Below are 24,558 nucleotides of genomic sequence, written 5' to 3'. Positions count from 1 at the left end.
GGCGATCAGAAGTCCCGTTTGTAGAAGATGTCCAGCGAGCTTGCCAAGCCGCTGGCAGCCTCCAGGTACACCATCCGGCTCAACTTGTAGCGCAACGCGATGGTGTTGGCAGGCTCGAACACCCCTACCCCGTAACGCAAGCTCAGCTTCTCGGTCAGGTTGCCGCTGGCGACCACACTGGTGGTATTGCCTGAGCCTTCGGTATCCAACTGGAAATCATCGATACCCAGGCTCGATGCCAGGCTGCCGGTAATGCCGGCACTGCCTGCCAAGCCCAAGCCCAACGCGGCCTCGGCAAGCATGTTGTTGTCCTCACCCGACGTGCCCAATGGGCGACCCAGCACCAGGTACGACAGGGCCTGCTCCTGGCTCATGGCAGGTTCGGAGAACACCTGCGTGGTGGGCTGCTCGGCACTGCCGCTCAAGCGAATACCGGCAATCACGTCATCGACTTTTCGAATCGCTTCAATGTCCAGGTACGGCTGATCGAGCGGGCCGGCGAACAGCAAGCGCGCCCGGCGTATGGTCAGGCGCTGCCCGTAGGCGCGGTAACGACCATCGGCCAGGCTCAGTTCACCGCGGGTATCGAGGTTGTCGCCGATATGCACGTGGCCCAACAGGTTGGCCGTGAGGCCAAAGCCTTTGAACGACAGCTTTTCGCGCCCGACATCGACATCGATGTCCATGGCCATCGCCATGGGCGGCTTGCCCTCTTCGGTCTGATGGCCAACGATGACGGTGTCATCAGACACCTTCACCGTCGAGGGCGGCAGCTCGCGTACCGTGATCTTGCCTTTTGGCACCTGCACCTTGCCGGTTATCGCCAGCTTGTCGTCGACCAGGCGCAGGTTCAGGTCCGGGGCGACTTCCAGCGTCGCATAGGGCTCAACCGTCACCGGCAATTGTTGCCCCTGCAAACGCAGGTCCATGCCCAAGGCCTGGCCCCAAGTCAGATTACCGGACAGTTGCCCGCGCCCCGCTTCGCCGCTGCGCCAACCGCCGTTGAGCTGGACCTGTTCACCCGCGATCGTAGCCTGCAGCGAGAGGTCTTTGAGGCTAACCGGCAGTTCGGCGCCACTGACCTCGCCCTGGCTCAGTACCAGGTTGCCGTTGACCTGCGGTGCCAGCAGCGTACCCGACAAATTTCCGCTGCCATTCAACTGCCCGGCCAGGCGTTCGACCATGGGCACGAACGGTCGGGCGACCGACAGGTCCAGGCCCGCCAGGCGGAAATCGCCCGACAATGGCTTGTTCTTGCCCAACGGGTCGAGGCGGGCATTCAGGCTCAGTTCGCCCAGGCGCTCACCCCGGAAATTCAAGCGGGCGTCGATGCGGCGAGGTGCCAGGGTACTGTCCAGGCGCAGCGCCTGATAAGGGAAATCGATCCAGCGCCCCTTGTCGCGCACGCGCAAGGTGCCGCCACTGGCGTCGACAACAATGTTGCCTTTCGGGCCGCTGGCCGGGATATCCAAGTTGACGTCGGCATTCAGCAGGCCCTGCCAGGCAAAGTCCTTTGGCAGCCACTGGGCCAGGCTGTCCAGCGGGAACTGTTTAAGGTGGTAGCGCAAGCGCGGCTCAGGCGCCAGGCGCTGGTCATCACCACACAGGCTGGCCTGGCCGGAACGCCAGCAATGGGCGCCAAAATCCAGCTGGCCGCTGGCCAATCGCTGCAGGCGTGCCGGCGCCTGCAACTGCCAATCCTGGCCTCCAGCCTGGATTCGGCCACTGGCAAGGCGACCACGCCAATCGCCTTTGCTCAACTGGCCGTCCAGGCCCAGGTCCAGCTTGAGCTGCGGGCCGTCGAGCGCCAGGGTCAGGGCTTGCTGGCGAATGTCGCCTTTGCCATTGGCCTGCAAGGTGCCCAGTGCCGTGTCACCGAGGTGAATGCCGCCGGCTTTGAGGTCGATCACACCACGTTGGGCGCTGTCCAGGCGTGCGTCCAGGTCCAGGCGCTGAATACGGTTTTCGGCCTGCGCCAACTGTTGGCCCTGCAAAGTGAGCGTACCTTGGGGCGCCTTCAAGGTCCCGGCGACGTCCAGCCGGCCCTTGACCTGCCCTTGCAGCCTGGGCCATAGCTGCCCCAAACGCGGCAAGTCGAGATCCACGCGCCCGGCCAGCCGCTGTTGCAGGCTGCCACTGCCATTGATGCGGTTGTCACCCAGCTGGATAGCCAAGGCTCCGAGCGTCCAGCTTTCCCCAGCCCCTTGGGCTTCGACCTTGAGCACTGCCGGCTGCCCGCGCAGGCGGCCTTTAAGGTCGAGCTGGGCATCGAGCTTGAGTGCATCCCCCTTCATTTCACCTTTGCTGCGCAGCGGCCCGGCCAGGGTGCCGGGCAGTTCGGCAAGCCAGTACGCGGGGTCGAGCGCCGAGAGCTGCAGGTCGACATCCCACGCCAGCGTATCGGCGAAACGCACCGCGACGCTGCCTTCGGCCTTGCCTTGCCCAGCGCTAAGCGCCAGCTGCGGCAGTTTCACCTGGTTCAAATCACCTTCGAACGGGCTGGCCAGGGAAAACGCCCCCGCCGGGCCGTCAAGATCACCCTTGAAGGTGCCTTGATAATTGCCATCGCGGTAGTGCACCTGGGCATTGAATTGCTTGAGCGTCACGTCAGGCGGCGTCTCCAGCGGGTACAGGCGCAACCACGGGAAGTCCAGCCAATCGAGCTGGGCATCGGCAGTCAGGCCCTGTTGCCAGTCGGCACTGGCCTGCAGCTTCAGCCGCTGGTTATCGCTGGCGTTGAGGTCCAGGGCATCGAGCTTGGCCCCTTTGCTATCCACCCGCCCGGACAGGACCAAGGCAATCGGTGACTGCTCAGCCGGCAAACTGGCCGAGCCCGACAATTTATAGCCCTTGCGCAAATCACCTTTGGCATTGAGCTCAAGCTGATTGAACTGCAGGGTATCTGGCAGCGACCCGGTTGGTTTGAAAGCGTCGGAACGGATCTGCAGCGTTGCCGGCAGGTGCTCGGCCAACGCTTGTAGCTCACCGCTCAGCCGTGCATCGAGGTAACCCGAGCTGGTGCCTTGGAGTGTGAGGGTTTTCTGCAACTCGCCTTGCGCGGTCAACGCCAGTTGCCAGCTTTTACCCTCTACCGAAGGCAGCTGAACTTGCCCTTGCAGCTGCAGCGGCCAATCGCCCTCAGGTTGCAGGTCGCCTTGCAGGTCCAGGCGCAGATCATCGCGCTGCAGATGCAGGCGGTCGATGCGCATGCCCGTTTGGGTCCAGTGGGCGGCCAGTTGCACATCACCCAACAGGTCGCTGCCGTCGAGTCGCAGTTGGCCGATCTTGACCTCGCCCAGCTCGATGGCGACCGGCAAGCGCAGGGCCGGGAGTTGCAGCGGGCCGCTTTCAGCCGGTGCATCGCTGGGTGCAAACGCCATGTCGATGCGCTGCGCCTGCAGTTGATCGATACACAAGGTGGCACGCAGCAGGCACCCGGGCGACCATGTCAACAGCGGGGCCTGCACCTCAACCCGATTACCGCCCTCCACCCAGCTCAGCTGGCTGGCTTGCCAACTGCCCGCCAGGCGCCCTTGGAAGTCAGCGACCTGCAACCCCGGCACCCTGGCCAGTGCCCAGCGGCTGCCGCTTTCGGTCCCCACCAGCACGCCCAGCGCCAGGCCCACGGCCACTACCCCGCCGAGCACGCCCAGCAGTACGAATTTGAACACACGTGTCACAGCTCAGGCCCCATGGAGAAGTGCAGGCGAATACCGCCCTCGTCATCGAGGGCCTTGGCCAGGTCCAGGCGCAATGGCCCAACCGGTGAAACCCAACGCACACCAATGCCCACCCCAGTCTTGAGGCTTGGCAGCTCGAAGGTGTTGAACGAGTTGCCCTGATCGACAAAGGTTGCCACGCGCCACTTTTCAGTCAGTGAGTACTGGTACTCGACGCTGCCAGCCACCAGGTAGCGGCCACCGATGCGGTCGCCGTCGCTGTTTTTCGGCGACAAGGTCTGGTAGTCATAGCCACGCACGCTCTGGTCGCCACCGGCGAAGAAGCGCAGCGATGGCGGGATGTTGTTCTTGTAGCCGTTGGTGGCGCTGCCGCCAAATTGCACCCGGCCGAGGAAGCGATGGTTATGGCCAAGCGTGGTAAGGCCCTTGAGCAGCACGTTGCCGTGCAGCAGGTTGGTGTCGGAGACCAGGCCTTCCTTCGCCACCTGGGTATCGAACTGCAGGCGGTAGCCATTGTGCGGGTCAATGCGGTTGTCGCTGCGCAGGTACGAGAAGCTGACACCCGGCATCAGCAAGTTGCTCAGCCCCGAGTCATCGCCCAGGCGGTACTCTTCACGCTGGTACTTGAGCGAGATGACCCGCTGCCAACCACTGGGCAACTTGCTGTGCCATTCTGGCCCGACGGTGAGCAGCTTGCTGAGGGTGTCGGTACCGGCGAGTTCCTCGTTCTGGTAACCACCGGCAAAGCGCAGTTTGTCGGTCAGCGGCGGGTCGAGCGGCACGTCATACCACAGGCCGACGTTCTGCCGAGGTGCCGACAGTTCGGTTTCCCAGCCGTAGCTGTGGCCCTGAGGGTTGACCCAGTGTCGCGTCCAGTTGGCCTTGCCACGGGGGCCGACGTCAGTCGAGAAGCCCAAGCCCAGGCCCATGGTGCGTGGTTTGCGGGTTTCCAGGCGGACCTCCACCGGGATGTCCTCGCCCACGGCGGCAGTCGGGGCGGCGTCTACCCGCACACCCTCGAAGTAACCACTCGATTGCAGGTCGTTGTTGAGTTCGGCAATCAGCTCGGAGTCATAGGGCGTGCCTGGCTTGAACGAAACCATGCGCTGCAGCAGGTCTTCATCCAGCGGTGTGTCACCGCCAAACTTGACCGCGCCCAGGCGATAGCGAGGGCCGCTTTGGTAGACCAGTTCGATGTCGGCCACGCCGGCCTGGGGGTCGACTGCCAGGCGTTGGCGGCTGAAGCGGCCGGCGAAGAAGCCATAGCGTGAAGCCTGGTTCTGGATCAGCCGTTTGGCATCTTCGTAAAGCCCATGGTTAAGCTGCTCGCCAGCGCGCAGTGCCTTGCTGTCGGGCACCCGAAACGCCTTCATCTCACTGGCAGGCCCTTCGATGCGCACCGTCACGTTGCGCAGGCGCACAGGCTCGCCGGGGGCGATCTGGATTATCAATTGTGGGGCTTGGTCGGCTTTGGCGGGAGGCTTGACCTCGGTATCGATCTGGGCTTGATAGTAGCCAAGTGCCTGCGCGGCTTTGCGCGCCTGCTCCTGAGCCCCGCGACTGAAGCGCAGCAGCGCTTCTTCATCGCGGTCACCCAAGTTGCCGATATAGCCTTCGACATTGGCCTTGAGCGCTTTGTTGGCTGGTTTTACCTTCACCAGCAACTCGCTCTGGCCCCATGCTGCGAAACTGGCGACCCAGAAAACCAGGCCCCAGGTTAATCTTCCTGAATACGTCATGCGGGGCATGCTACCAGAGCCGGGCGCTCAAGGGAGCCGTCTGGCGGCTTGTCAGGCAAAAGCGGAAGTTGAAGACACGGGGTTGGGATGGAAGAACACCCTTTCTCGGATCGGCCCTACGGCAACCTCGCCAATTTCTTCATAGCCCTGACGCTGGTAGAACGCCAGGTAGTGCTCATTGCCGGTGTCCAGCACCACGCCCTGGGTGCTGGGGTCTTCCGCGCACCAGTCATGCACAGCTTGTAACAATTGCTCACCGTACTGGCGCCCCTGAAATTGCGGGTGCACGCCCAGTAGAGGCAAGACGTGCACTTGGTCTGTAGGCAAGCAACTGGCCAATGCGGCCTGGTAGTCCATGTAGCGTCGCGTGCAGCGCAGGCCGGTACCCAGCATCATGCGCAGACGCCAGGCCCAGCTGTCGGCCACCCCCAGCCTGCGCAGCGGCGGCACGATCAGGGCCAGGGCAATCAAGCGGTCATCCAGCAACAGGCCAATGGCCGGCAGTTGCAGGTAAAAGTGCTGGCGGACCCATTCACGCACCATCACGCGCAGGCGGCGCTCATAGCCTGGGCGCTGCGCCTCGAAAATGTAAGCAAAGGTAGGTTCATGGCGGTAGGCGTTGTACAGCAGCGAACGCGCCTCACGGCTGTAGCCGTCGTCAAGTTGGCAGATACGCGCCGGCGTGGCAGTGGTTTCGGGCATTGCGGGCAGTCCTCCTGGAATGGGCTTGCAATGCCTTGGAGTGTGCTCCACCGCGCATCGTTCAGCCCCTACAGCACGTTAGCAGCAGCACCCCGAACCCGCCATGCTGGTGATGACGCGCGATGTCGGCTAGCATCGCGGCTTTTACCGGGATTGTCTTTCCATGAAGATCGTCTGTTTCAACATCAACGGCCTGCGAGCGCGCCCGCATCAGCTGGCGGCGCTGATCGACAAGCATCAGCCTGACGTGATCGGCCTGCAGGAAACCAAGGTCAGCGACGATCAGTTCCCTCTGGCCGATGTCCAGGCACTGGGCTACCACGTGCATTACCACGGCCAAAAAGGCCACTATGGCGTCGCCTTGCTGTCGCGCCAGGCACCGCTGAGCCTGCACAAGGGCTTTGCCACCGATGAGGAAGACGCCCAGCGCCGCTTCATCTGGGGCACCTTCGCCGATGCCGACGGCAACCCGATCACCATCATGAACGGCTACTTCCCCCAGGGTGAAAGCCGCGACCACCCCACCAAATTCCCGGCCAAGCAGCGCTTCTACAGCGACCTGCAGGCCCTGCTCGAAAACCAGTTCCGCAACGACCAGCCGGTGCTGGTGATGGGCGACATGAACATCTCGCCCCAGGACTGCGACATCGGCATCGGCCCGGACAACGCCAAACGTTGGCTCAAGACCGGTAAATGCAGCTTCCTGCCGGAAGAGCGCGAATGGATGGAGCGCCTTAAAGGCTGGGGCCTGGTCGACAGTTTCCGCCACCTGCACCCGGACGTGGCCGACCGCTTCAGCTGGTTCGACTACCGCAGCCGCGGTTTCGAGGATGAACCCAAGCGTGGCCTGCGCATCGACCTGATCATGGCGTCGCAGCACCTGGTGCCACGGATCAAGGCGGCGGGTGTGGACTATGAGTTGCGCGGGATGGAAAAGCCGTCGGACCATGCACCGATCTGGCTGGAGTTGAGCTGACCCTAGTCAGGTGTAAGCCATTGGATTTTTATTGCCCGTGAGATCGAGCGCCGCCCGCGCGGCGCTTCGCAGCACAAGGCTGCTCCTACATTTTTTTCGGGCCAGTAACGCCTGTAGCAACGCGCACGACCGCCTTGTTTGTTCCACACGATATCGAGGTGGGCGCCAAAGGGCCGCGCGCCTCTGTCTCAGGATTGATTGGCCCGAAACAGATGTGGGAGCAGCCTTGTGCTGCGAAGCGCCGCGCGGGCGGCGCTCGATCTCACAGGCGCTGTAAATCCAATGCCCTACACCTGGCTGCCCACACCCACTCAACCAAATCATCACCATCACCCTACAACCCCAACCGCAACGCCTCCCCTACCCCCGCCCCACGCGTATCGTCCGCCGCACTGACCAACGCAAAGTTATACGCCCCATGCGACCAGTACCGTGCCTCCAGTTGCCCATCAACCCGCTGCCCCTCGGGCATGCGTTCATAACGCTCACCCGGCGAGCGCAGAAACAGGCTGATGCGTTCCCCTTTGCCATCCTGAAACACCAGGAGCGCCGCAGGCCCTTGCTCGTTGCTGAGCAACCGCGCGCCCACCGGCCTGAAACCGTAACCCGCCAGGTCCGGCAACTGGCCTACCCGGCTGAAATGACGCCCCAACCAGTCACGCAATTGAGTCGGGTCGCTGGCCTGGATATCCAGCGCCTCGCTGCCGGCAAACAGCCGATGAGCCTGGACCGCATCGGCCATGGGCAGATCGACCCTGGCCAACATCGCATCCCGCGCCTGCCAACCGCCCAAACCACCCACACCAATCGCCAGCACGAGCACTGCCGCCGATGCCCAACGCCGTTGACGACGCTGGCGCAGCCGCTGCTTTAATTGGCCCAGATCCAGCTGCGCAGCCCCCGGTTGTTCACCCAGGCCGGCGAGTGCCACACGCAGCCGCCGCGCATCGCTGCGCCAGCCCTCGACCCGCGCCGCTTCCTGCGGGTTGGCCGCCAGCCAAACCTTTACCTCTGCCCGGCGGGCAGGCGTCAGGCGCTCATCGATGTAGGCATGCAACTCATCTTCAGTGGGGATCAGGCGTGTCATTTCAGTCTCCGCAAGGCCGGGGGTTGAGGGTTGCCCTCGGTCAGTTCGCGCAAGGCATTGCGGGCGCGCGACAAGCGCGACATCACGGTACCGATAGGGATGCCCAAGGCCTGGGCGGCCTCTTTGTAACTCAAACCTTCGATGCTCACCAGCAGCAGCAAAGCACGCTGCTCCGCCGACAGCTGAGCGAAGGCACGCAGGTCGGCCTGGGCCAGCACGATGTCTTCGATATTGCCGCCAACGGGCTCGCTTTCCACCTCGGCGCGGCCGAACCAGGACAGCCAACGGGCATGCAGGCGGTCGCGGCGTTTGCCGTCAAGAAACAGCCGATAAAGGATGGTGAACAGCCAGGCGCGCAGCGCCTCAGCTTCACGTTGCTGGCCCTGGCGGCTCAAGGCTCGCTCCACGGTGGCCTGCACCAGGTCGTCGGCGCTGCCCGGTTCGCGCGTCAACCACAAGGCAAAGCGGCGCAAACGTGCCAGCAGCTCGCGCCACTGGTGTTCGTCCAGATCGTGCATGGCTATGTCCCGGCCTCTGGGGTTATCAGTGTAAGAGGCAGACGCCCGGTAACAAAATCTATTCCCGCCGAGGGAATAAGTTTTTCCCTGCAGCGTCGTACCGGCACCTTCACAGAACCGGACGATGATCATGAACTCACCTTTGCACGGCCCCGCCAAGGCCTTGCGCCTGGCGGCCATCGGCGCTGTCATGCTGGCTGCCGGCGCAGGCTTTGCCTATGCCGCCGGCTGGATCGGCGCACCTGAACTGACGCCAAAGCGCATCATCGACACCTTCGAGGCCCAGGCTGGGCACTACCCAGGCTACCGCAAGAACCACGCAAAAGGGCTCTGTGTCTCGGGCTACTTCCAAGCCAGCGGGCAGGCTGCCAGCCTGTCCACGGCCCGCGTGTTCAGCCAGGCACGCGTGCCGGTTATCGGCCGTTTTGCCATTGGCGGCGCCAACCCGTTCGCGCCAGACACGGCAATCCCGGTGCGCAGCCTGGCGCTTCAGCTCAGCACTGACGATGGGCAAGTCTGGCGTACCGGCATGAACAACCCGCCGGTGCTGGCGGTGGGTACGCCGCAGGCGTTCTATGAACAGGTCCTGGCCAGTACGCCAGACCCTGCCACTGGCAAACCGGACCCGGCCAGGCAACAAGCGTTTTTTGCCGCCCACCCCGAAAGCGCGGCGTTCCGCCAGTGGGCGGCGAGCTACAAGCCAAGCAACAGTTTCGCCAGTACCCAGTATCACAGCATCAATGCCTTCCGCCTGATCGACGCCGCCGGCGCGGCCCAGCCGGTACGTTGGCAACTGGAGCCGCAAACCCCGTTTACCGCCCTGCCAGGCCAGGTGGACGACAAACTGTTCTTGCAGCATGACCTGCAACAGCGCCTGGCCCAAGGGCCGCTGCGCTGGACCCTGCGCCTGGTCCTGGCCGAGCCTGGCGACGCCGTGGACAACCCGGCCAGCCCATGGCCTGCGCAACGGCGCAGCGTGGACGCCGGCACGCTTGTACTCGAACAGGTCGACGCGCCTGAGCAAGGCGCTTGCCGCGACATTAATTTCGACCCGCTGATCCTGCCCCACGGCATCGAAGCCTCTGCCGACCCGATTCTGGCCGCCCGATCCGCCGCCTATTCGGAATCGTTCAACCGCCGCAGCCGTGAATCGCTCGGCACTGGAGCCCGCCCATGAAACCTGAAGCCTTCCACCCCCTCGCCCGCCTGCTGCACTGGCTGATGGCGGTGTTGATTGTGGCCATGTTGTTCATTGGTGTGAGCATGGTCAGCGACCTGTCACTGCGCCACCCCGTATTGCTCAGCCTGCACAAGGCCACTGGCCTGGCCTTGCTGGTACTGGTGGTGTTGCGTATCGGCCTGCGTTTAGCCTTGCCACACCCACCGCTGCCACGCGACCTGCCACGGCTGCAGCGGTTCGCCGCCGGTGCCTCGCATGTGCTGCTCTATGGCCTGATGCTGGCCATGCCACTGCTGGGCTGGGCCATGCTGTCGGCCGGCGGCTACCCGCGGCCCCTGCAATTGCCGGCAATCGCCCCCCACGACCTGCAGCTGTATGCCGTGCTGCGACAAGCCCACGGCTGGGCTGGCTACCTGCTGTTCGCGACGATCCTGGTGCACCTGGGCGCAGCGCTGATGCACGCCTTGGTGCGCCGCGACGGCGTCTTGCGTAGCATGTGGCCTGGCCCCTGCGTCGCAGCGAATAAGCCGGTGCGGTTCAGGGCGTTCGACAATCGATAATAATTCTTACTAAGATCGGCGCACTTATCGCTGAACTTCTCTGGACTGCCCATGAACGTCGCAAAGGATCCTGCCACTCTCGTGCCTGCCAGCACGCTGGACTTACGCCCACTGCTGCTGGCCAACATGGCCTGCACCATGTCGATGATGGCCTTCGTTGCCCTCATAGGCCCAATCGCTCGCCAGCTCGGCATGGCCACCTGGCAGGCCGGTGCCGCTGTTACCGTCGCCGGGGTGGTCTGGGTGCTGCTGGCACGCCCGTGGGGCCGCGCCGCTGACCGGCTCGGCCGCCGCCGCGTGCTGCTGCTGGGAAGCGCAGGCTTCACCGTGGCCTACTGGCTGTTGTGCGTGTTCGTCGAAGGCGCGCTGCGCTGGATGCCGGGCGCAACCCTGGCCTTTATCGGCCTCATGCTCGCACGCGGCTGCATCGGCGCCTTCTACGCCGCCATCCCAGTGGCTTGCAATGCACTGATCGCCGACCATGTCGAACCGCAGCGCCGAGCCCGCGCCATGGCCTCACTGGGCGCGGCAAACGCGGTCGGCCTGGTGCTGGGCCCAGCACTGGCCGCACTGCTCGCGCGCTACAGCCTGAGCCTGCCGTTCCACCTCATGTCGCTGCTGCCGGCCACCGCGTTCTTCGTGTTGCTGTTCACACTCAAGCCACAAGCGCTGGCGCACACCCATGCGCCCAGCCCTGTGCAACTGACCGACCCCCGGCTGCGCCGGCCTTTGCTGGTGGCCTTCAGCGCCATGCTTAGCGTCACCGTGTCACAGATCATTGTCGGGTTCTTCGCCCTGGACCGCTTGCAGTTGGGCCCGGCTGACGCGGCTCAGGTCGCCGGCATTGCCCTGACCACGGTCGGTGTGGCGCTGATCCTGGCCCAAGTTGTGCTGCGCCAACTGGAATGGCCGCCGCTGAAGATGATCCGGGTGGGCGCCAGCGTGTCGGCCGTGGGCTTTGCCTGCGGTGCACTGGCGACCACCGCGCCCTGGCTGTGGGCGTGCTTCTTCGTCGCTGCGGCCGGCATGGGCTTTGTGTTCCCGGCGTTTTCGGCGCTGGCGGCCAATGCCATGCAGGCCTCGGAACAAGGCGCCACAGCGGGCTCGATCGGCGCCGCCCAAGGCATGGGCGCAGTAATTGGGCCACTGGCCGGCACCCTGGTGTATGCCCTTGACCCACGCTTGCCGTTCCTGGCGGTAGCCGCGCTGTTGCTGCTGGTCGGGCTATGGCCGATGCCACGCGAACCACGTGCCTGATAAGCACAGCGCGCAAGCGTGCAGAGTGTGTTTTAATGCGTCGCTCATTATTTTTGACACCTCTGATTACAAGGCGGCTATGGACACGGGGACGCGACTCAAACTGGTGCGTGAACGCAACAACCTCTCCCAACGGGAACTGGCCCGCCGCAGCGGGCTGACTAACTCGACGATCTCGCAGATCGAACAGAACCGCGTCAGCCCTTCGGTCAGCTCCCTGAAAAAACTGCTCGAAGGGATCCCGATGAGCTTGGCGGAGTTTTTCAGCTTCGACGAGCCGGTGCGGGAAGAGCGCTTCGTGTTCCGCGCCAGCGAGCAGCCAGACTTGGGCCGTAACGGCCTGCGCATGCTGTTGGTAGGTGCCAGTGTCGAGGCCCGTCAGATGCGCATGCTGCGTGAACTGTACGCACCGGGCGCCGATTCGGGCGAGCCGATCGTGCATGCAGAAGGCGAAGAGTGCGGCCTGGTCACCCGCGGCACCGTCGAACTGTGGGTCGATGGCCAGGTCAGCGTGCTCAATTCGGGTGATGGCTACTACATCCCCACTACCCTGCCGCACAGCTTCAAGAACATTGGCCAGGATGAGGCCGAAATCATCAGCGCCAACACCCCGGCGAACTTCTGACCGTGAACCGCCCAGGCACCGTGAACACACGGGCCGCGTATCAGCGCTTGCGTGACGCAGCCCTGGGCGTCCATCCCGTGCACATCACCGCCCAGCGCGCCGAAGGGCTGGTCGATGTGCTGATCGAAGGCTGGCAGTTGACCCTGGCCGTGGATGCCGAAGGCCTTGCTCAATGCGTCCAGTGCGTGGCCCCCAACGGTGATCAGGCCGGCCTTGACGACTGGCACCGCTACGGCACCAACCCCACCGACCTGCTCAGCCTGTGGGAACGTACTCAGCTGGAAGCGCGCCTGGCCGGTTGACGCAGCGCGTCCTCGACAAAGTCCAGGCGGTCTTGCCCAAAGAACATCTCATCACCGACAAAACAGGTCGGCGCACCAAATACACCGCGCGCAACGGCTTCCTCGGTCGCCTGCTTCAGGGCCGCCTTCACCTGCGCGTCGCCCGCCAGGGCAGTGAGCGCGGCAAGGTCAAAGCCGGCCTGTTCCAGCGTCTGCTGCAACACCGCCGCGTCCCCCAGGTTGCGTCGCTCGGCCCACAGGCCGTTGAACAATGCCCGCAACAGTGCCTCGAAGCGTTCCGGTGCTTGCAACTGTGTGCCGATTACACCGCGCATCAGCATCAGGGTATTCATCGGGAAGCCCGGTGGTAGCCCAAACGGCACACCGTAGCGCGCTGCGAAGCGTGCAAGGTCGGTGAACATGTAGCGGCCCTTGGCTGGGATCATTGCCGGCGAGGCATTGCCGGTGGCCTGGAATACCCCACCCAACAGCATGGGCCGATAATGCAGCGCCGCGCCATGGCGGTCACAGATACCCGGCAGCTGGGTCCACGCCAGGTAACTGGCGGGGCTGCCGAGGTCAAAGAAGAATTCGACGGTCTTGGTCATGGGTTCGGTCCTTGGTCGATGAGGGGGGCTTACCAGCGTTCCATCCAGGGGCGCAGGTCCAGTTCGAATGTCCAGGCATCTCGCGGTTGGGCGTGGAGGAACCAGTAGCTGTCGGCAATATGGGCCGGGTCGAGGATGCCATCCTGGTCCTTAAGGGCGTAGCGCTCGGGGAAACTGTCGCGGATGAACGCGGTATCGATTGCCCCATCCACCACTACATGGGCGACATGGATATTGCGCGGCCCCAGCTCACGCGCCATGCTCTGGGCCAATGCCCGCAGGCCGTGCTTGGCACCGGCGAATGCGGCAAAGCCAGCAGCGCCACGGGTACCTGCAGTAGCGCCTGTGAACAGAATCGTGCCGCGCTCACGCACCACCATGCGCCGAGCCACCGCCTGCGCTGTCAGAAACCCGGCAAAACAGGCCATCTCCCAAATCTTGAAGTATTTACGCGGCGTTTCGTCGAGAATGCTGCAAGGCACATTGGCGCCGATATTGAAGACAAACGCCTCGATCGGGCCAATATCACGCTCGATGGTCTCAACCAGCGCGGCCACCTCTTCCTCCTTACGCGCATCGGAGCCAAAGCCATGGGCCTGGCCACCTTCGGCGCGGATCTCGTCCAGCAGCGGTTGCAGCTTGTCCGCCTGACGGCGAGTGACGCAGGCCACGTAGCCCTCCCGCGCGAAGCGCTTGGCGATCTCGCCCCCCGTGGCATCCCCTGCGCCGATCACAAGCACTACTTTTTGTGGTTGAGTCATGTGCGCCCCTTTGGTGAATGATCGTTTAGTAAACGAACGCTATGTTATGATCGACCCCATCGTCAAGCCAAGCGCGCAGAGGCAATTGAATGCGCTATACCAGCGACCACAAGAAACAAACCCGCGAAAAGCTGCTGGCCACCAGCGGTGCACTGGCCAAACGCGGCGGTTTCACGAGCACTGGCGTAGCCGGGCTGATGAAAGCCATCGGGCTGACCGGCGGTGCCTTTTACAATCACTTCCCTTCCAAAGATGACCTGTTCACCGAAGTCGTTCGCCAGGAGCTGTGCAACAGCCCGCTGGCGCGCCTGGCCAGCCAAGGTGCCAGCCGCGAGCGGCTTGGCCGTTGCCTGCAGCAGTACCTGAGCCTGGCCCACCTGCACAATGCCGAAGGGGGCTGCCCCTTGCCGCCGCTTGGGGTGGAAATCGCCCGGGCAGATCAACCGGTGCGTGAGGTGGCCGAACATTGGCTGGTCGAGCTGCACAAAGCCTGGAGCACAACACTGGAGGATGAACAACTGGCCTGGGTGTTGATCAGCCAGTGCGTCGGGGCGTTGCTGATCGGGCGCATGCTCGCCAGCGAAGCCGTGCAGTCCGAAGTACTCGATGCCAGCCGCAGCTTCGTCGAAAAGGCCTTGAATGAAAGCCGTTAACCTGTTGCTTGGCTTGCTTTTGAGCGTGCCCGTGTTTGCTGAACAGACCTGCCCTCCGGGCCAGTACCAAGTCTGCCTGATGGGCTGTTTCTGTGCGCCGGTCGACCCAGGCCAGGCCGGGCAGATCCTCAAGGACTTCGAAACCATGGCCTCAACCAGCCTGGCCTACGCGTTGCGCCAGGCCCGTGACGAAGCCAGCGCCAGCGGCAGTGAGCCGATCCCGCTGCACATCCGCGCCCAGCTCGAACCCTGGTATGACTTTGCCGTGCTCGATGCCGCGCGCTTCAGGGTTGGCGATGAACAGCAGATGAGCGCAGCCAACGCGATGCTGCAAAACCCCGATGTGAATGCCGTGACACTGATCGACACGATCATCTTCCGCCATGCCAGCGATGCTGAAGACAATGTGGCGCTGTGGGCGCACGAGCTCAAGCACGTGCAGCAGTACCAGGCATTAGGCGTCGATGAGTTCGCCCGGCGCTACACGCGTGACTTCAATGAGCTGGAAGGCCCGGCCTACAACATAGAGGCGGAGGTTGCCAAGGCGTTAAGAGCGCGCAGCTCCGGCCAGGCCCGGTGATGTGACAAAGAACCTCAAGAACAACACATAACTACCTGACTTATTAGATATTTGTTGAAGATCCCAAGGTTCGAGCCTGCGCAATTACCTGTGGGAGCGGCGGTGCGGCGGTCCGACTTGCCCGCGAAGAGACCGGAACACGCACCAGAAGACAGTTGCTCTCACACAGTCAGCAGTAGGTATACCCCTTGTCTATCAGGAAGATACAGGGGCCTTCTCACCCACATCCTCACGGCTGGCATAACGCTGCGCCAGCACCGCGCACACCATCAGCTGGATCTGATGGAACAGCATCAGCGGCAAAATCATCGCGCCAATGCCACTGCCCACAAACAGCACCTGAGCCATCGGCACGCCGGTCGCCAGGCTCTTCTTCGAACCGGCGAACAGAATGGTGATGCGGTCTTCAAGGTCAAAGCCCAGCACCTTGCCAAGGAAACGGGTGCCATACAGCACCACCGCCAACAAAATCCCGCAGACCACGAACAGCCCCGCCAGGTGCTGTGGCGATACCGTGTGCCACAGGCCCGTCACCACCGCTTCACTGAACGCGGTGTACACCACCAGCAGGATCGACCCCTGGTCCACGACCTTGAGCCAGCGCGCGTTGCGCTTGACCCATGCGCCGATCCAGCGGCGTGCGATCTGCCCGGCCACGAAGGGCACCAGCAGCTGCAGGGTGATTTTCAGTACGGCATCCAACCCCGACCCAGTGTCACCGCTGGCGCCCAGCAACATCATGACCAGCAGCGGCGTGAGGAAGATGCCCAGCAGGCTCGAAGCGGCAGCGCTGCAAATGGCGGCCGGCACGTTGCCGCGGGCCAGGGAGGTGAACGCGATGGCTGACTGCACAGTGGCCGGCAATGCACACAGGTACAGCACGCCCAGGTACAGCTCGTTGCCAACCAGCGGCACGAACAGCGGCTTGAACGCCAACCCCAGCAAGGGGAACAGTACAAAGGTGCAGGAGAACACCAACGCGTGCAGGCGCCAGTGCCCGGCCCCGGCGATGATCGCTTCGCGCGACAACTTGGCGCCGTGCAGGAAGAACAGCAGGCCGATGGCCAGGTTGGTCAGCCAGCCAAAATACACTGCACCGTCACCCGAGCAGGGCAGCACGGTGGCGATCAGCACCACCCCGAGCAACGCCAGGGTGAAATTGTCGAATAACATCCGCAAGTACTTCATCACAGGTTCCGTCTTGTCATTGTGCAAGGGCAGACGATAAGGTCTGCGGCTTTTCTTCGCTAACGCCGGAACCCCCACAGGTGTCGATGAACGGACACAACCCCACAAAGGACCTGCCCATGTTGCTCCCTCGCCTGGCCGCACTGACTGCCGCCATCACATTCGCCATGGGCCACGCAGCCGCTCAGGCTGACGACACGCTGCAAGCACGCGTCGACCCCCTCATTCGCACACTGATGCAGGAACAAGGCATTGCCGGCATGGCCGTGGCGGTGTACGCCCACGGCCAGGCGCACTATTTCAACTATGGCGTGGCCAGCAAGGCCGAGGGCACGCCGGTTACCCAAGACACCCTGTTCGAGGTCGGCTCGTTGAGCAAGACCTACACGGCTACCCTCGCCGCCCTGGCCAGCGCCGAAGGCAAACTGGACCTTCAGGCCACGGCAAAACGCTATCAGCCCGCACTGGCCGGGGTGCCACTGGGAGACGCCAGCGTGCTGGAACTGGGGGCCTACAGCGCCGATTGCCTACCGTTGCAATTCCCCGATGAAGTGCAGACGCCGCAACAGGTCGTGGACTTCTTCCGCCACTGGAAGCCTCGCGCCGCGCCGGGCACCCAGCGCTGCTATTCCAACCCGAGCCTGGGCCTGTTCGGCGATTTGGCGGCACGCGCGCAGCAGCGCCCCTTCGCGGAGCTGATGAGCCAGGGCCTGCTGGTGCAACTGGGCCTGAAACACACCTACCTGCAGGTGCCCGCCAGCGCCCAAGGGCTTTATGCCCAAGGCTACGACGCAGAAGACCGCCCGGTACGCGTCAGCCCAGGCCCTTATGCCGATGAAGCCTATGGCATCAAGACCAGCGCCAGCGACATGCTGCGCTACGTGCGCCTGCAGATGAAACCAGACGGCCTGCCCGCTGCACTGCAAAACGCCATCGCGATCACCCATAAGGGCTACTTCCAGGTCGGCGCCATGACCCAAGGCCTTGGCTGGGAGCATTACCCTTATCCGGTTGCGCTAGGCACCTTGATCGATGGCAACAGCCCTCGCCTGATCCGTGAGCCTCAGGCCACCACCCGCCTCGTCCCTGCCAGCCCTGCCCTGCGTGAGGCCTGGTACAACAAGACCGGCGCAACCAGCGGTTTTGGCGCGTACGCCGCTTTTATTCCTGCCAAAAACATGGCCGTGGTGTTGCTGGCCAACCGTAATTATCCCAACGAAGCCCGCGTGCGTGCGGCCTTCCAGATTCTTGAGGGGCTGTAAAGGCAACGGCCGGTTATACGCCGGCCTGCGCTTGGATTGTCGAACAACATGACAAAAATGTAGTGCCTAAAAATATTCACTACAAAACTGTTGACGCCGTTCATCGCGCTTGGGCATGATTGAGTCGTCTCCCCGATCGGGAGCGGTGGCAAGGGTGTTCCAGACGGCTTGCGCGGTAACGCAGGCCGTCCGTGGAGAGGGAACTGTCCAAAAGGCAGCGTGTGAAAGCCCCTGTTGCGATGCTGCTGTAGCAGCCTTGGTAGTGCGCTACACCGTGGTAGCGCCAACTGTGAAAATCACCTACGAATGGGTAATGGGGGCTTTATGATGAACTTGAACAACAATCCCACAATCGACCAATTGGCCCAGCTGTTCGCCGTGCGCAAGGACAGCCTCGACGACCATCTGCTGTGGGTCAGCCAGACCGGTGAGGTGCGTCTCGACCGCCTGCCACCGAACACCATCGAAGCTGAATTCGAAGAGCACCTGCCCAGCATGCGTGCACGCTTCAAGGTCTACCGCCGTGGCCAAGGCTACGTCGGCAAGAAGGCCGCTGCCGACACCGAGTTCGTTGGCCGCGTGCTGCAGACCCTGCAACAAGAATGGCCCGCCGCCCGTGAGCGGCAGGCAGTCAAGGTGATCGAACCGCTCAACTGAGTGGCTACCCGCACCCTCAAGCCCGGCCCCAAAAGGCCGGGCTTTTTCATGCGCGCCTGCGCGGTTGCGCCATGGCTGGCAGCGGCAAGGCGCCCGTAGCCAGTGCCCGGGCCCGCTCGACACCCCAGACCAGCGCACGGGTCATGGTCTCGCCAGGGCGCGAGGGGTAATACTCTTCCAGCACTGCCCGGCCATTGCCGGCGTATACACCGAGGAACAACTGGGTGGCGCCGAGGCGCGACAACCGCACCTGCACGTCCAGCGTGGTGCCGTCACTGAGTGCTTCATCGTGGCTGCGGCTGTGCAGTTGAGCGTCGGCCCACTGCCAATAGGTCTCTTCCCTGACTCGCATGAGCGTTCAATCTCCGTTTGCTGAAATGCCGCGCCAGAAAACCACATCTTCGCAAGCCCGGCGAGCGCAACCCAGCGATGCCATGAGCAGCGTCAACGAATGGCAATAAAAACCCCGCCGTTTGGCGGGGTTGCTGGAGCGGGATCACTTTTTCAGCGGAACCCGCGGCATGAAGCGGCCCTTCTTGGTGCGCTGCAGATGTGCAGGCTGAAGCTGTTCCGAATCATCCAGCGTCATGTTGGCGAAGCCCAGACGGAATGCCGACTGGCCGCAACGCACCTGGCTGTTGATCGGGAATGCGTCGTTCAGGTCTTCAAAAAAGGATTCGCTCATGCCCAGTCTCCCTCCAGTGGCGGTCGCGCCGGCAAGCAGATGGAATGCCTAGGTGAACGCGGCCGGTAAAAGTGAGACTAGCTGGTCATTTGCAGACTGCCTGGCCAAACGCTTTACGCCCGACCAGTGGCACATGGCCTTATTTCAGGCGGACTGCCGTGCCGGTGGCGAACACCACGACCATGCCGCCCTGCACCGATGGCATGCTGATTTCGAAATCCACACCGACTACGGCATCAGCATTCAACTGCCGTGCGCGCGCTTTCAACTCTTCGGTAGCCTGTTCGCGGGCCTCGCGCAGTGCGCTCTCCAGGGTTTGTGAGCGGCCACCGAAGAAGTCGCGGAAACGCGCGAAAAAATCCCGCACAAAGTTGATGCCCTGCACGGACTCAGAACTGACGACGCCCAGGTAGTCGGCAATCGGACGGCCTTCGAGCTGGCTGGTGGTGGAGATGATCATGAAAGTGCTCCGTTGGCCTGGCGAAAAGCGCCAATTCTAACAGAGCACTGGCAGCCCGGCGTCAGGAGACGCTGGCCGCACGTAACCGCTGGCCGATCTTCGCGCCAAACACATTCACCAGCAGCCCGACCATCACCAGCAACGCGCCCCACCCCTGCAACACGGTCAGGCGTTCCCCCAGCAACCAGGCCGAGGAGCTCAAGCCAATCACGGGGACCAACAGCGAGAACGGCGCGACCTTGCCCGCCGGGTGGCGCGACAACAGCTTGCTCCACAGGCTGTAGCCGAGCATGGTGGCGACGAATGCCAGGTACGCCAACGCCAGTACCGAGTTCCAACCGATGTTGGCCAAAGCATGGCCGATGCGCTCAGGCCCTTCCAGCCACCACGACAAAGCCAAGAATGGCAACGGTGGAATCAGCCCGCCCCAGATCACCAGTGCCACCAGGTCGACCGACCCGAAACGCCGCGTGATGATGTTGCCCACGCCCCACATCGCGCCCGCACACAGGGTCAGCAACAGCGCAAACATCGGCACATGGCCGCCGTCTTCACTGCCGATCAACGCCAACCCGCTGGCCGCCACCAGCAGCCCCAGCAGGCTGGCAAGGCGCAACCGCTCACCCAGGAACAACGCAGCGAAACCCAAGGTGAAGAATGCCTGGGATTGCAGGATCAACGACGCCAACCCCGGCGGCATACCGCTGTACATGGCCTGGAACAAGAAGGCGAACTGCCCCAAGGAGATCGTCGCGCCATAAGCGATCAGCCAGCGCCAGGGCAGCTTGGGCCGCTTCACCAGCAACACCGCTGGGAAGGCCACCAACAAGAAGCGCAACGCCCCCAGCAGCATCGGCGGCAGGCCATCCAGGCCGACCTTGATGACCACGAAGTTGACTCCCCACGCAACAATCACCACCAGGGCGATCAGCAGGTCCTTGAGCGGCATTGCGACATCCTTCTTCAGGCTTTCTAGACATAATTCGTTACAGCATAAGGCTATTCCTTTTCCAGGGACCAGCACAGTTAGGGCGCAGGGTTGCGCAACAGTGTCACTGTTGCAGTCTTCATACGCCGTGGCATTCAACCATCAGTCGCGGTAACCCGGCGCCACCCGCTCCAGCATCCGCAGTAGCGCGCCCCACGCCAGCCCCACTGCATCCGGGTCCGACAGTTCGCCCTGCTTCAAGCCCTTCAGTGGCGCATTGAACTGCTGCTCGGTACGCTCACACACGGCGGCCGGCGGCAGGATCAATTGCCCGGCACCCTGCGCCGCCAACTGGATCTCGCAGGCTTTTTCCAGGTAGTACATGCGCAGGAAGGCTTCGGCCACAGAACGCCCGGTGGTCAGCAACCCATGGTTACGCAGGATCATCACCGGCCGGTCACCCAGGTCGGCCACCAAGCGCTGTTGCTCATCCAGGTCCAGGGCGATGCCTTCGTAATCGTGGTAGGCAACCTTGCCATGAAACTCCATGGACATCTGGTTGACCGGCAGCAGGCCACATTCCAGTGCCGCCACCGCACACCCGGCCCGGGTGTGGGTGTGCAGCACACAGTGGGCGTCTTCGCGAGCCGCATGAATAGCACTGTGGATGACGAACCCGGCCGGGTTGACCGGGTGTGGGGTCCCCTCGACTGGCTGCCCATGCAAGTCGATCTTCACCAGGCTGGAGGCTGTGATCTCGTCGAACAGCAAGCCGTAGGGGTTGATCAGAAAGTGGTGCTCCGGCCCAGGCACGCGTAGCGAGATGTGCGTGAAGATCAGGTCGCTCATGCGAAAGTGAGCGACCAGGCGGTAGCAGGCCGCCAGCTCCTGACGCAGGGTCTGTTCGGTAGGGGTCATTTCTCGTTCATCCTGTTAGAAAGGCAGCTGTGAACACTAGGCTATTTCGTAGCCCAGGCATTGAATCGCTGCTCCAGCTCTTCGCCATGGTCGACCCAGAACTCCACGTTCATCGCCAGCGCCCCCTGCAGGTTCTGTGGCGAGGTCGGCACCCAGCCGGCCAGCCCCGGGGCGAGCCTGGCCGCTGCCTGGGTGTTGGTCGGTCCATAGGGGATCTGTTCGACGTAACGCACCTGGGTATCAGGCTGATTGGCATAGGCGATCAGCCGCTTGGCCTGATCGACATGCCGCGAGCCCTTGATGATCGCCCAATAGTCCATGCCATACAGGCTGCCCGGCCAGACCAATGCCAGCGGGCTGCCCTGCTGCGCCGCCACCGCGATGCGGCCACTGTAGGTAGACGTCATCACCACATCACCGGCGGTCAGCCACTGGGCCGGCTGGGCACCCGCGTCCCACCACTGGATATAGGGCTTGAGCTCAGTGAGTTTGGCAAACGCGCGGTCGACCCCGGCTGGCGTTGACAGCACCGTGTACACGTCCTCGACCTTGACCCCATCAGCCAGCAAGGCGAACTCCAGGTTGTACACCGCACGCTTGCGCAGGCCACGTTTGCCTGGGTACTTGCTGACGTCCCAGAAGTCTGCCCATGAAGCGGGGGCTTGAGCCAGCTTGTTGCGGTCGTAGGCAATCGCCACGCTCCACACCAGGGCGGCAGAACCGCAGTCCTGCGCGGCATCCGGTATCAGCTCGGCAGCATGGCCCAGGCGCTGCCAGTCCAGCCGTTCATAGATGCCCTCCTCACAGCCGCGCATCAGGTCGGGCCCCTCGATCTGCACCACGTCCCAATCGACGTTGCCGGTATCGGCCATGACCTGGATGCGGGCCATTTCGCCGTTGTATTCGCTCTGGATCAACTTGCTGCCGTCCTGGGCACTGAAAGGCTTGAAGATCGCCTCGTCCTGGGCTTTCTGACCGGCGCCGCCATAGCCGACCACGACCATCTGCGGCGCAGCGTGCGCACTGCCCAAGCCAAGGGCCAGAAGCGCTGCGCAAAGGTGGGTTCTGCGAGGGAATGCATGCATCGAGGTTTCCTCCTGCCGGTGCCCAAGGGCCCGATTTCTTGTTGTTGTGAGGTCACGCCCTCATCAGTGAGGGTGAAGAAAACCTAGCCGCGCACCAGTAAAAAAACAAGTTGATTTTTTACTGGCGGTACACTTTCATAAACAAAACAAGAACAACACCGCACCGGAGCCGCCCGTATGCAAACTGCCTTTCCCCACCTGTTCGAAACCTTGCAGATTCGCGGCAAACGGTTGAAGAACCGCATCATGTCCACGGGCCACGACACGTGCCTGCCCACCGACAACCTGGTCAACGACAAGCTCATCGCTTACCAGCGTGACCGCGCTGCCGGTGGGGTTGGTCTGATCGTGCTGCAGGTGGCCGGTGTGCATGACAGCGCCCGCTACACCTCCCACGTGCTGATGGCCACCGACGATGCCTGCATCGACGGCTACCGGCGCCTGGCCGAGGCCTGCCATGAACACGGCACCGTGGTGCTGTCGCAGCTGTTTCACCCGGGGCGGGAGATCATGGAATCTGCCGACGGCTTGCTGGCAGTGGCCTATTCGGCCTCGTCAGTGCCCAACGAGCGCTTCCGGGTGATGCCGCGCGCGCTGGACCAGCCGATGATCGATGACATCATCCAGGGCTATGCCAGCGCCGCCCGCCGCCTGCACCAGGCGGGGCTGGATGGCGTCGAAGTGGTCGCCAGCCATGGTTACCTGCCTGCGCAGTTTCTCAATCCGCGGGTCAACCTGCGCACCGATGGTTACAACGGCGGCCTGGAGCAGCGCCTGAGGTTTCTGCGCGAAGTGTTGGCGGCGGTGCGCGCCGCCACCGACGAACACTTCATCGTCGGCCTGCGCATCAGCGCCGACGAGCGTGACAGTGAAGGCCTGAGCGAAGACGAGTCGCTGGCGGCCGCCGAAGCGTTGCAAAGCCAGCTCGACTACCTGCACATCGTCGCCGGCACCTCGGCGTCCCTGGGGGGCGCGGTGCATATCGTCCCGCCCATGGCCATCGAGCCGGCCTACCTGGCGCGCGAAGCCGGCACGTTCAAGCAGCGCCTGGCCATTCCGTTGTTCGTTACTGGGCGCATCAACCAACCCCAAGAGGCCGAGCTGATCCTGGCGCGTGGCCAGGCCGACGTGTGTGGCATGACCCGCGCACTGATCTGCGACCCGCTGATGCCGACCAAGACCGAGCATGGCCGGGTTGAGGACGTGCGCGCCTGCATTGCCTGCAACCAGGCATGCATCGGGCATTTTCACCGCGGCCTGGCGATTTCCTGCATTCAGCGCCCAGAAACCGGCCGCGAACTGCAGTACGGCCAGATGACGCCCACCCCAGCCACCAAGCGCATCCTGGTTGCAGGCGGCGGCCCCGCAGGCATGAAGGCGGCCGCCGTCGCCGCCGCGCGCGGCCACCACGTCACCCTGTATGAGGCCGGCCCACAACTGGGTGGCCAGGTGCTGCTGGCGCAACTGCTACCCCGGCGCAGCGAATTCGGCGGCGCCAGCACCAACCTGCAACGGGAAATGGCCTTGGCCGGCGTGGAGGTGGTGCGCAACACGCGGGTCGACCGCGCACTGGTCGAGCGCGAGCGGCCTGACCTGGTGATTGCCGCCACCGGCGCCACGCCCTACTGGCCGGCATTCGAACGCGCCGGCGAACTGCAGGTAGTGGATGCCTGGCAAATCCTGCGCAACGAGGTCACCCCAGGGCGCTCGGTCCTGGTCATCGACTGGCGTTGCGACTGGATCGGCCCGGGTATCGCCGAACGCCTGACGCGCGAAGGGCATCAGGTGCAATTGGCGGTGAACGGCACCCACTGCGGCGAGAACCTGCCGCTGTACGTGCGCGATCAACTGGCTGGCGAGCTGCACCGCCTGGGTATTCCCATCACGCCCTACGCCCGCCTCTATGGCTGCGACGACAACAGCGTGTACTTGCAGCACACGGCCAGCGGCGAACCGATGATCTTCGAAGGCATCGACACCTTGGTGCTGTGCCTGGGCCACCAGCCAAACGACACCTTGGCGACGGAGCTGGCCGGCCTGGTCGAAGTTCGGCGCATCGGCGACTGCCTGGCACCGCGTACCGCCGAGGAGGCAATTCACGATGGCCTGACGGTTGCCTGGGCGCTCTGAGGCTGTACATACTGCCGTTTTCCGACGGACCGACGTGC

General features: G+C 63.4%; 25 protein-coding genes. 11 read left to right on the top strand and 14 right to left on the bottom strand.

All coding sequences use genetic code 11. The features are described 5' to 3' along the window. Positions 1–5: 5 nt before the first annotated feature. From OO306_RS06680 to OO306_RS06670, 3 genes are read right to left on the bottom strand one after another with little or no spacing between them, the layout of a single operon-like run. Positions 6–3,680 (bottom strand): translocation/assembly module TamB domain-containing protein, encoded by a 3,675-nt coding sequence (locus tag OO306_RS06680; RefSeq protein ID WP_265968139.1) that lies wholly within the window; start codon positions 3,678–3,680, stop codon positions 6–8. Then, entirely contained in the window at positions 3,677–5,419 is a 1,743-nt protein-coding gene (locus tag OO306_RS06675) for an autotransporter assembly complex family protein (protein ID WP_027594807.1), read from the bottom strand. The genes OO306_RS06680 and OO306_RS06675 overlap by 4 nt, the downstream gene beginning before the upstream one ends. A gap of 51 nt (positions 5,420–5,470) precedes the next feature. After that, positions 5,471–6,121 carry an N-acetyltransferase gene (locus tag OO306_RS06670; protein ID WP_027594806.1) on the bottom strand — a complete coding sequence of 217 codons (651 nt, stop codon included), beginning with the start codon at positions 6,119–6,121 and terminating at the stop codon, positions 5,471–5,473. Positions 6,122–6,284: 163 nt separating this feature from the next. Here OO306_RS06670 and xthA point away from each other — a divergent pair, with 163 nt between their 5' ends. Beyond that, the gene (gene xthA, locus OO306_RS06665) at positions 6,285–7,097 is read left to right on the top strand and encodes an exodeoxyribonuclease III (RefSeq protein ID WP_027594805.1); all 813 of its coding nucleotides are present in this window, start codon (positions 6,285–6,287) and stop codon (positions 7,095–7,097) included. Positions 7,098–7,431: 334 nt separating this feature from the next. Here the strand turns inward: xthA and OO306_RS06660 are convergent, their stop codons facing one another. Both OO306_RS06660 and OO306_RS06655 read right to left on the bottom strand, forming a co-directional pair. After that, positions 7,432–8,184 carry an anti-sigma factor gene (locus OO306_RS06660; protein ID WP_027594804.1) on the bottom strand — a complete coding sequence of 251 codons (753 nt, stop codon included), beginning with the start codon at positions 8,182–8,184 and terminating at the stop codon, positions 7,432–7,434. Then, positions 8,181–8,702 (bottom strand): sigma-70 family RNA polymerase sigma factor, encoded by a 522-nt coding sequence (locus OO306_RS06655; protein WP_265968138.1) that lies wholly within the window; start codon positions 8,700–8,702, stop codon positions 8,181–8,183. The genes OO306_RS06660 and OO306_RS06655 overlap by 4 nt, the downstream gene beginning before the upstream one ends. Before the next feature lie 124 nt (positions 8,703–8,826). Here OO306_RS06655 and OO306_RS06650 point away from each other — a divergent pair, with 124 nt between their 5' ends. The 5 genes from OO306_RS06650 (at position 8,827) to OO306_RS06630 (ending at position 12,626) form a co-directional block, all read left to right on the top strand. Next, on the top strand, positions 8,827–9,879 hold the full coding sequence (locus OO306_RS06650) for a catalase family peroxidase (RefSeq protein ID WP_265968137.1): 1,053 nt from the start codon (positions 8,827–8,829) through the stop codon (positions 9,877–9,879). Beyond that, the gene (locus OO306_RS06645) at positions 9,876–10,442 is read left to right on the top strand and encodes a cytochrome b (RefSeq protein ID WP_265968136.1); all 567 of its coding nucleotides are present in this window, start codon (positions 9,876–9,878) and stop codon (positions 10,440–10,442) included. Before OO306_RS06650 ends, OO306_RS06645 begins: the two co-directional genes overlap by 4 nt. 51 nt (positions 10,443–10,493) lie before the next feature. Next, positions 10,494–11,699, top strand: a complete 1,206-nt coding sequence (locus tag OO306_RS06640) for an MFS transporter (protein ID WP_265968135.1) — start codon at positions 10,494–10,496, stop codon at positions 11,697–11,699. A 79-nt stretch (positions 11,700–11,778) separates the two neighbouring features. Then, on the top strand, positions 11,779–12,324 hold the full coding sequence (locus OO306_RS06635) for a cupin domain-containing protein (RefSeq protein WP_027594799.1): 546 nt from the start codon (positions 11,779–11,781) through the stop codon (positions 12,322–12,324). Between the two features lie 2 nt (positions 12,325–12,326). Next, on the top strand, positions 12,327–12,626 hold the full coding sequence (locus tag OO306_RS06630; RefSeq protein ID WP_265968134.1) for a hypothetical protein: 300 nt from the start codon (positions 12,327–12,329) through the stop codon (positions 12,624–12,626). Here OO306_RS06630 and OO306_RS06625 read toward each other — a convergent pair. After that, positions 12,599–13,213: a 2-hydroxychromene-2-carboxylate isomerase gene (locus tag OO306_RS06625; protein ID WP_186702697.1), complete on the bottom strand. Its 615-nt coding sequence runs from the start codon at positions 13,211–13,213 to the stop codon at positions 12,599–12,601. The genes OO306_RS06630 and OO306_RS06625 overlap by 28 nt on opposite strands. 29 nt (positions 13,214–13,242) lie before the next feature. Beyond that, positions 13,243–13,974, bottom strand: coding sequence for an SDR family oxidoreductase (locus OO306_RS06620; RefSeq protein WP_265968133.1), 732 nt, complete (start codon positions 13,972–13,974; stop codon positions 13,243–13,245). An 89-nt stretch (positions 13,975–14,063) separates the two neighbouring features. Between OO306_RS06620 and OO306_RS06615 the strand changes: the two genes are divergently transcribed. Next, positions 14,064–14,627 carry a TetR/AcrR family transcriptional regulator gene (locus OO306_RS06615; protein ID WP_265968132.1) on the top strand — a complete coding sequence of 188 codons (564 nt, stop codon included), beginning with the start codon at positions 14,064–14,066 and terminating at the stop codon, positions 14,625–14,627. Next, positions 14,614–15,207, top strand: a complete 594-nt coding sequence (locus OO306_RS06610; protein ID WP_265968131.1) for a DUF4157 domain-containing protein — start codon at positions 14,614–14,616, stop codon at positions 15,205–15,207. Before OO306_RS06615 ends, OO306_RS06610 begins: the two co-directional genes overlap by 14 nt. Positions 15,208–15,402: 195 nt before the next feature. On the opposite strand, the gene OO306_RS06605 is transcribed toward OO306_RS06610, so the two are convergent. Then, a complete protein-coding gene (locus OO306_RS06605; protein WP_099429524.1) occupies positions 15,403–16,395 on the bottom strand; it encodes a bile acid:sodium symporter family protein in 993 nt (330 codons plus the stop codon). A 119-nt stretch (positions 16,396–16,514) separates the two neighbouring features. Between OO306_RS06605 and ampC the strand changes: the two genes are divergently transcribed. Together ampC and OO306_RS06595 are read left to right on the top strand one after the other, a co-directional pair. Further along, positions 16,515–17,657, top strand: a complete 1,143-nt coding sequence (gene ampC / locus OO306_RS06600; RefSeq protein WP_265968130.1) for a class C beta-lactamase — start codon at positions 16,515–16,517, stop codon at positions 17,655–17,657. Positions 17,658–17,981: 324 nt separating this feature from the next. Continuing rightward, positions 17,982–18,314, top strand: a complete 333-nt coding sequence (locus OO306_RS06595) for a hypothetical protein (protein ID WP_027594791.1) — start codon at positions 17,982–17,984, stop codon at positions 18,312–18,314. Between the two features lie 46 nt (positions 18,315–18,360). On the opposite strand, the gene OO306_RS06590 is transcribed toward OO306_RS06595, so the two are convergent. From OO306_RS06590 to OO306_RS06565, 6 genes are all read right to left on the bottom strand, one after another. Further along, positions 18,361–18,666, bottom strand: a complete 306-nt coding sequence (locus tag OO306_RS06590) for a hypothetical protein (RefSeq protein ID WP_027594790.1) — start codon at positions 18,664–18,666, stop codon at positions 18,361–18,363. A gap of 144 nt (positions 18,667–18,810) precedes the next feature. Beyond that, complete coding sequence (locus OO306_RS06585; protein ID WP_027594789.1) at positions 18,811–18,999, bottom strand: hypothetical protein; 189 nt, start codon at positions 18,997–18,999, stop codon at positions 18,811–18,813. A gap of 139 nt (positions 19,000–19,138) precedes the next feature. Next, on the bottom strand, positions 19,139–19,459 hold the full coding sequence (locus tag OO306_RS06580; RefSeq protein WP_027594788.1) for a YbjQ family protein: 321 nt from the start codon (positions 19,457–19,459) through the stop codon (positions 19,139–19,141). Between the two features lie 61 nt (positions 19,460–19,520). Further along, a complete protein-coding gene (locus tag OO306_RS06575; RefSeq protein ID WP_099429526.1) occupies positions 19,521–20,408 on the bottom strand; it encodes an EamA family transporter in 888 nt (295 codons plus the stop codon). A 141-nt stretch (positions 20,409–20,549) separates the two neighbouring features. Further along, positions 20,550–21,305 carry a class II aldolase/adducin family protein gene (locus tag OO306_RS06570; protein WP_265968129.1) on the bottom strand — a complete coding sequence of 252 codons (756 nt, stop codon included), beginning with the start codon at positions 21,303–21,305 and terminating at the stop codon, positions 20,550–20,552. A gap of 41 nt (positions 21,306–21,346) precedes the next feature. After that, on the bottom strand, positions 21,347–22,390 hold the full coding sequence (locus OO306_RS06565; RefSeq protein WP_265968128.1) for an ABC transporter substrate-binding protein: 1,044 nt from the start codon (positions 22,388–22,390) through the stop codon (positions 21,347–21,349). A gap of 177 nt (positions 22,391–22,567) precedes the next feature. Between OO306_RS06565 and OO306_RS06560 the strand changes: the two genes are divergently transcribed. Next, on the top strand, positions 22,568–24,520 hold the full coding sequence (locus OO306_RS06560) for an FAD-dependent oxidoreductase (protein ID WP_265968127.1): 1,953 nt from the start codon (positions 22,568–22,570) through the stop codon (positions 24,518–24,520). Positions 24,521–24,558 lie beyond the last annotated feature (38 nt).

Origin of the sequence: Pseudomonas sp. DCB_AW, from assembly GCF_026240895.1 — a bacterium.
Lineage (GTDB): Bacteria > Pseudomonadota > Gammaproteobacteria > Pseudomonadales > Pseudomonadaceae > Aquipseudomonas > Aquipseudomonas kermanshahensis.
This window is presented reverse-complemented; position numbering and strand designations above follow the sequence as displayed.

Excerpts from the sequence above, each read along its gene's own strand:
- OO306_RS06670 (WP_027594806.1), bottom strand. The coding sequence starts at position 6,121 with ATGCCCGAAACCACTGCCACGCCGGCGCGTATCTGCCAACTTGACGAC.
- OO306_RS06655 (WP_265968138.1), bottom strand. The coding sequence starts at position 8,702 with ATGCACGATCTGGACGAACACCAGTGGCGCGAGCTGCTGGCACGTTTG.
- OO306_RS06645 (WP_265968136.1), top strand. The coding sequence starts at position 9,876 with ATGAAACCTGAAGCCTTCCACCCCCTCGCCCGCCTGCTGCACTGGCTG.
- xthA (WP_027594805.1), top strand. The coding sequence starts at position 6,285 with ATGAAGATCGTCTGTTTCAACATCAACGGCCTGCGAGCGCGCCCGCAT.
- OO306_RS06595 (WP_027594791.1), top strand. The coding sequence starts at position 17,982 with ATGATGAACTTGAACAACAATCCCACAATCGACCAATTGGCCCAGCTG.
- OO306_RS06610 (WP_265968131.1), top strand. The coding sequence starts at position 14,614 with ATGAAAGCCGTTAACCTGTTGCTTGGCTTGCTTTTGAGCGTGCCCGTG.
- OO306_RS06635 (WP_027594799.1), top strand. The coding sequence starts at position 11,779 with ATGGACACGGGGACGCGACTCAAACTGGTGCGTGAACGCAACAACCTC.
- OO306_RS06585 (WP_027594789.1), bottom strand. The coding sequence starts at position 18,999 with ATGAGCGAATCCTTTTTTGAAGACCTGAACGACGCATTCCCGATCAAC.
- OO306_RS06575 (WP_099429526.1), bottom strand. The coding sequence starts at position 20,408 with ATGCCGCTCAAGGACCTGCTGATCGCCCTGGTGGTGATTGTTGCGTGG.
- OO306_RS06570 (WP_265968129.1), bottom strand. The coding sequence starts at position 21,305 with ATGACCCCTACCGAACAGACCCTGCGTCAGGAGCTGGCGGCCTGCTAC.
- OO306_RS06580 (WP_027594788.1), bottom strand. The coding sequence starts at position 19,459 with ATGATCATCTCCACCACCAGCCAGCTCGAAGGCCGTCCGATTGCCGAC.
- OO306_RS06560 (WP_265968127.1), top strand. The coding sequence starts at position 22,568 with ATGCAAACTGCCTTTCCCCACCTGTTCGAAACCTTGCAGATTCGCGGC.
- OO306_RS06640 (WP_265968135.1), top strand. The coding sequence starts at position 10,494 with ATGAACGTCGCAAAGGATCCTGCCACTCTCGTGCCTGCCAGCACGCTG.
- OO306_RS06620 (WP_265968133.1), bottom strand. The coding sequence starts at position 13,974 with ATGACTCAACCACAAAAAGTAGTGCTTGTGATCGGCGCAGGGGATGCC.
- ampC (WP_265968130.1), top strand. The coding sequence starts at position 16,515 with ATGTTGCTCCCTCGCCTGGCCGCACTGACTGCCGCCATCACATTCGCC.
- OO306_RS06650 (WP_265968137.1), top strand. The coding sequence starts at position 8,827 with ATGATCATGAACTCACCTTTGCACGGCCCCGCCAAGGCCTTGCGCCTG.
- OO306_RS06590 (WP_027594790.1), bottom strand. The coding sequence starts at position 18,666 with ATGCGAGTCAGGGAAGAGACCTATTGGCAGTGGGCCGACGCTCAACTG.
- OO306_RS06675 (WP_027594807.1), bottom strand. The coding sequence starts at position 5,419 with ATGACGTATTCAGGAAGATTAACCTGGGGCCTGGTTTTCTGGGTCGCC.
- OO306_RS06615 (WP_265968132.1), top strand. The coding sequence starts at position 14,064 with ATGCGCTATACCAGCGACCACAAGAAACAAACCCGCGAAAAGCTGCTG.
- OO306_RS06625 (WP_186702697.1), bottom strand. The coding sequence starts at position 13,213 with ATGACCAAGACCGTCGAATTCTTCTTTGACCTCGGCAGCCCCGCCAGT.
- OO306_RS06660 (WP_027594804.1), bottom strand. The coding sequence starts at position 8,184 with ATGACACGCCTGATCCCCACTGAAGATGAGTTGCATGCCTACATCGAT.
- OO306_RS06565 (WP_265968128.1), bottom strand. The coding sequence starts at position 22,390 with ATGCATGCATTCCCTCGCAGAACCCACCTTTGCGCAGCGCTTCTGGCC.
- OO306_RS06605 (WP_099429524.1), bottom strand. The coding sequence starts at position 16,395 with ATGAAGTACTTGCGGATGTTATTCGACAATTTCACCCTGGCGTTGCTC.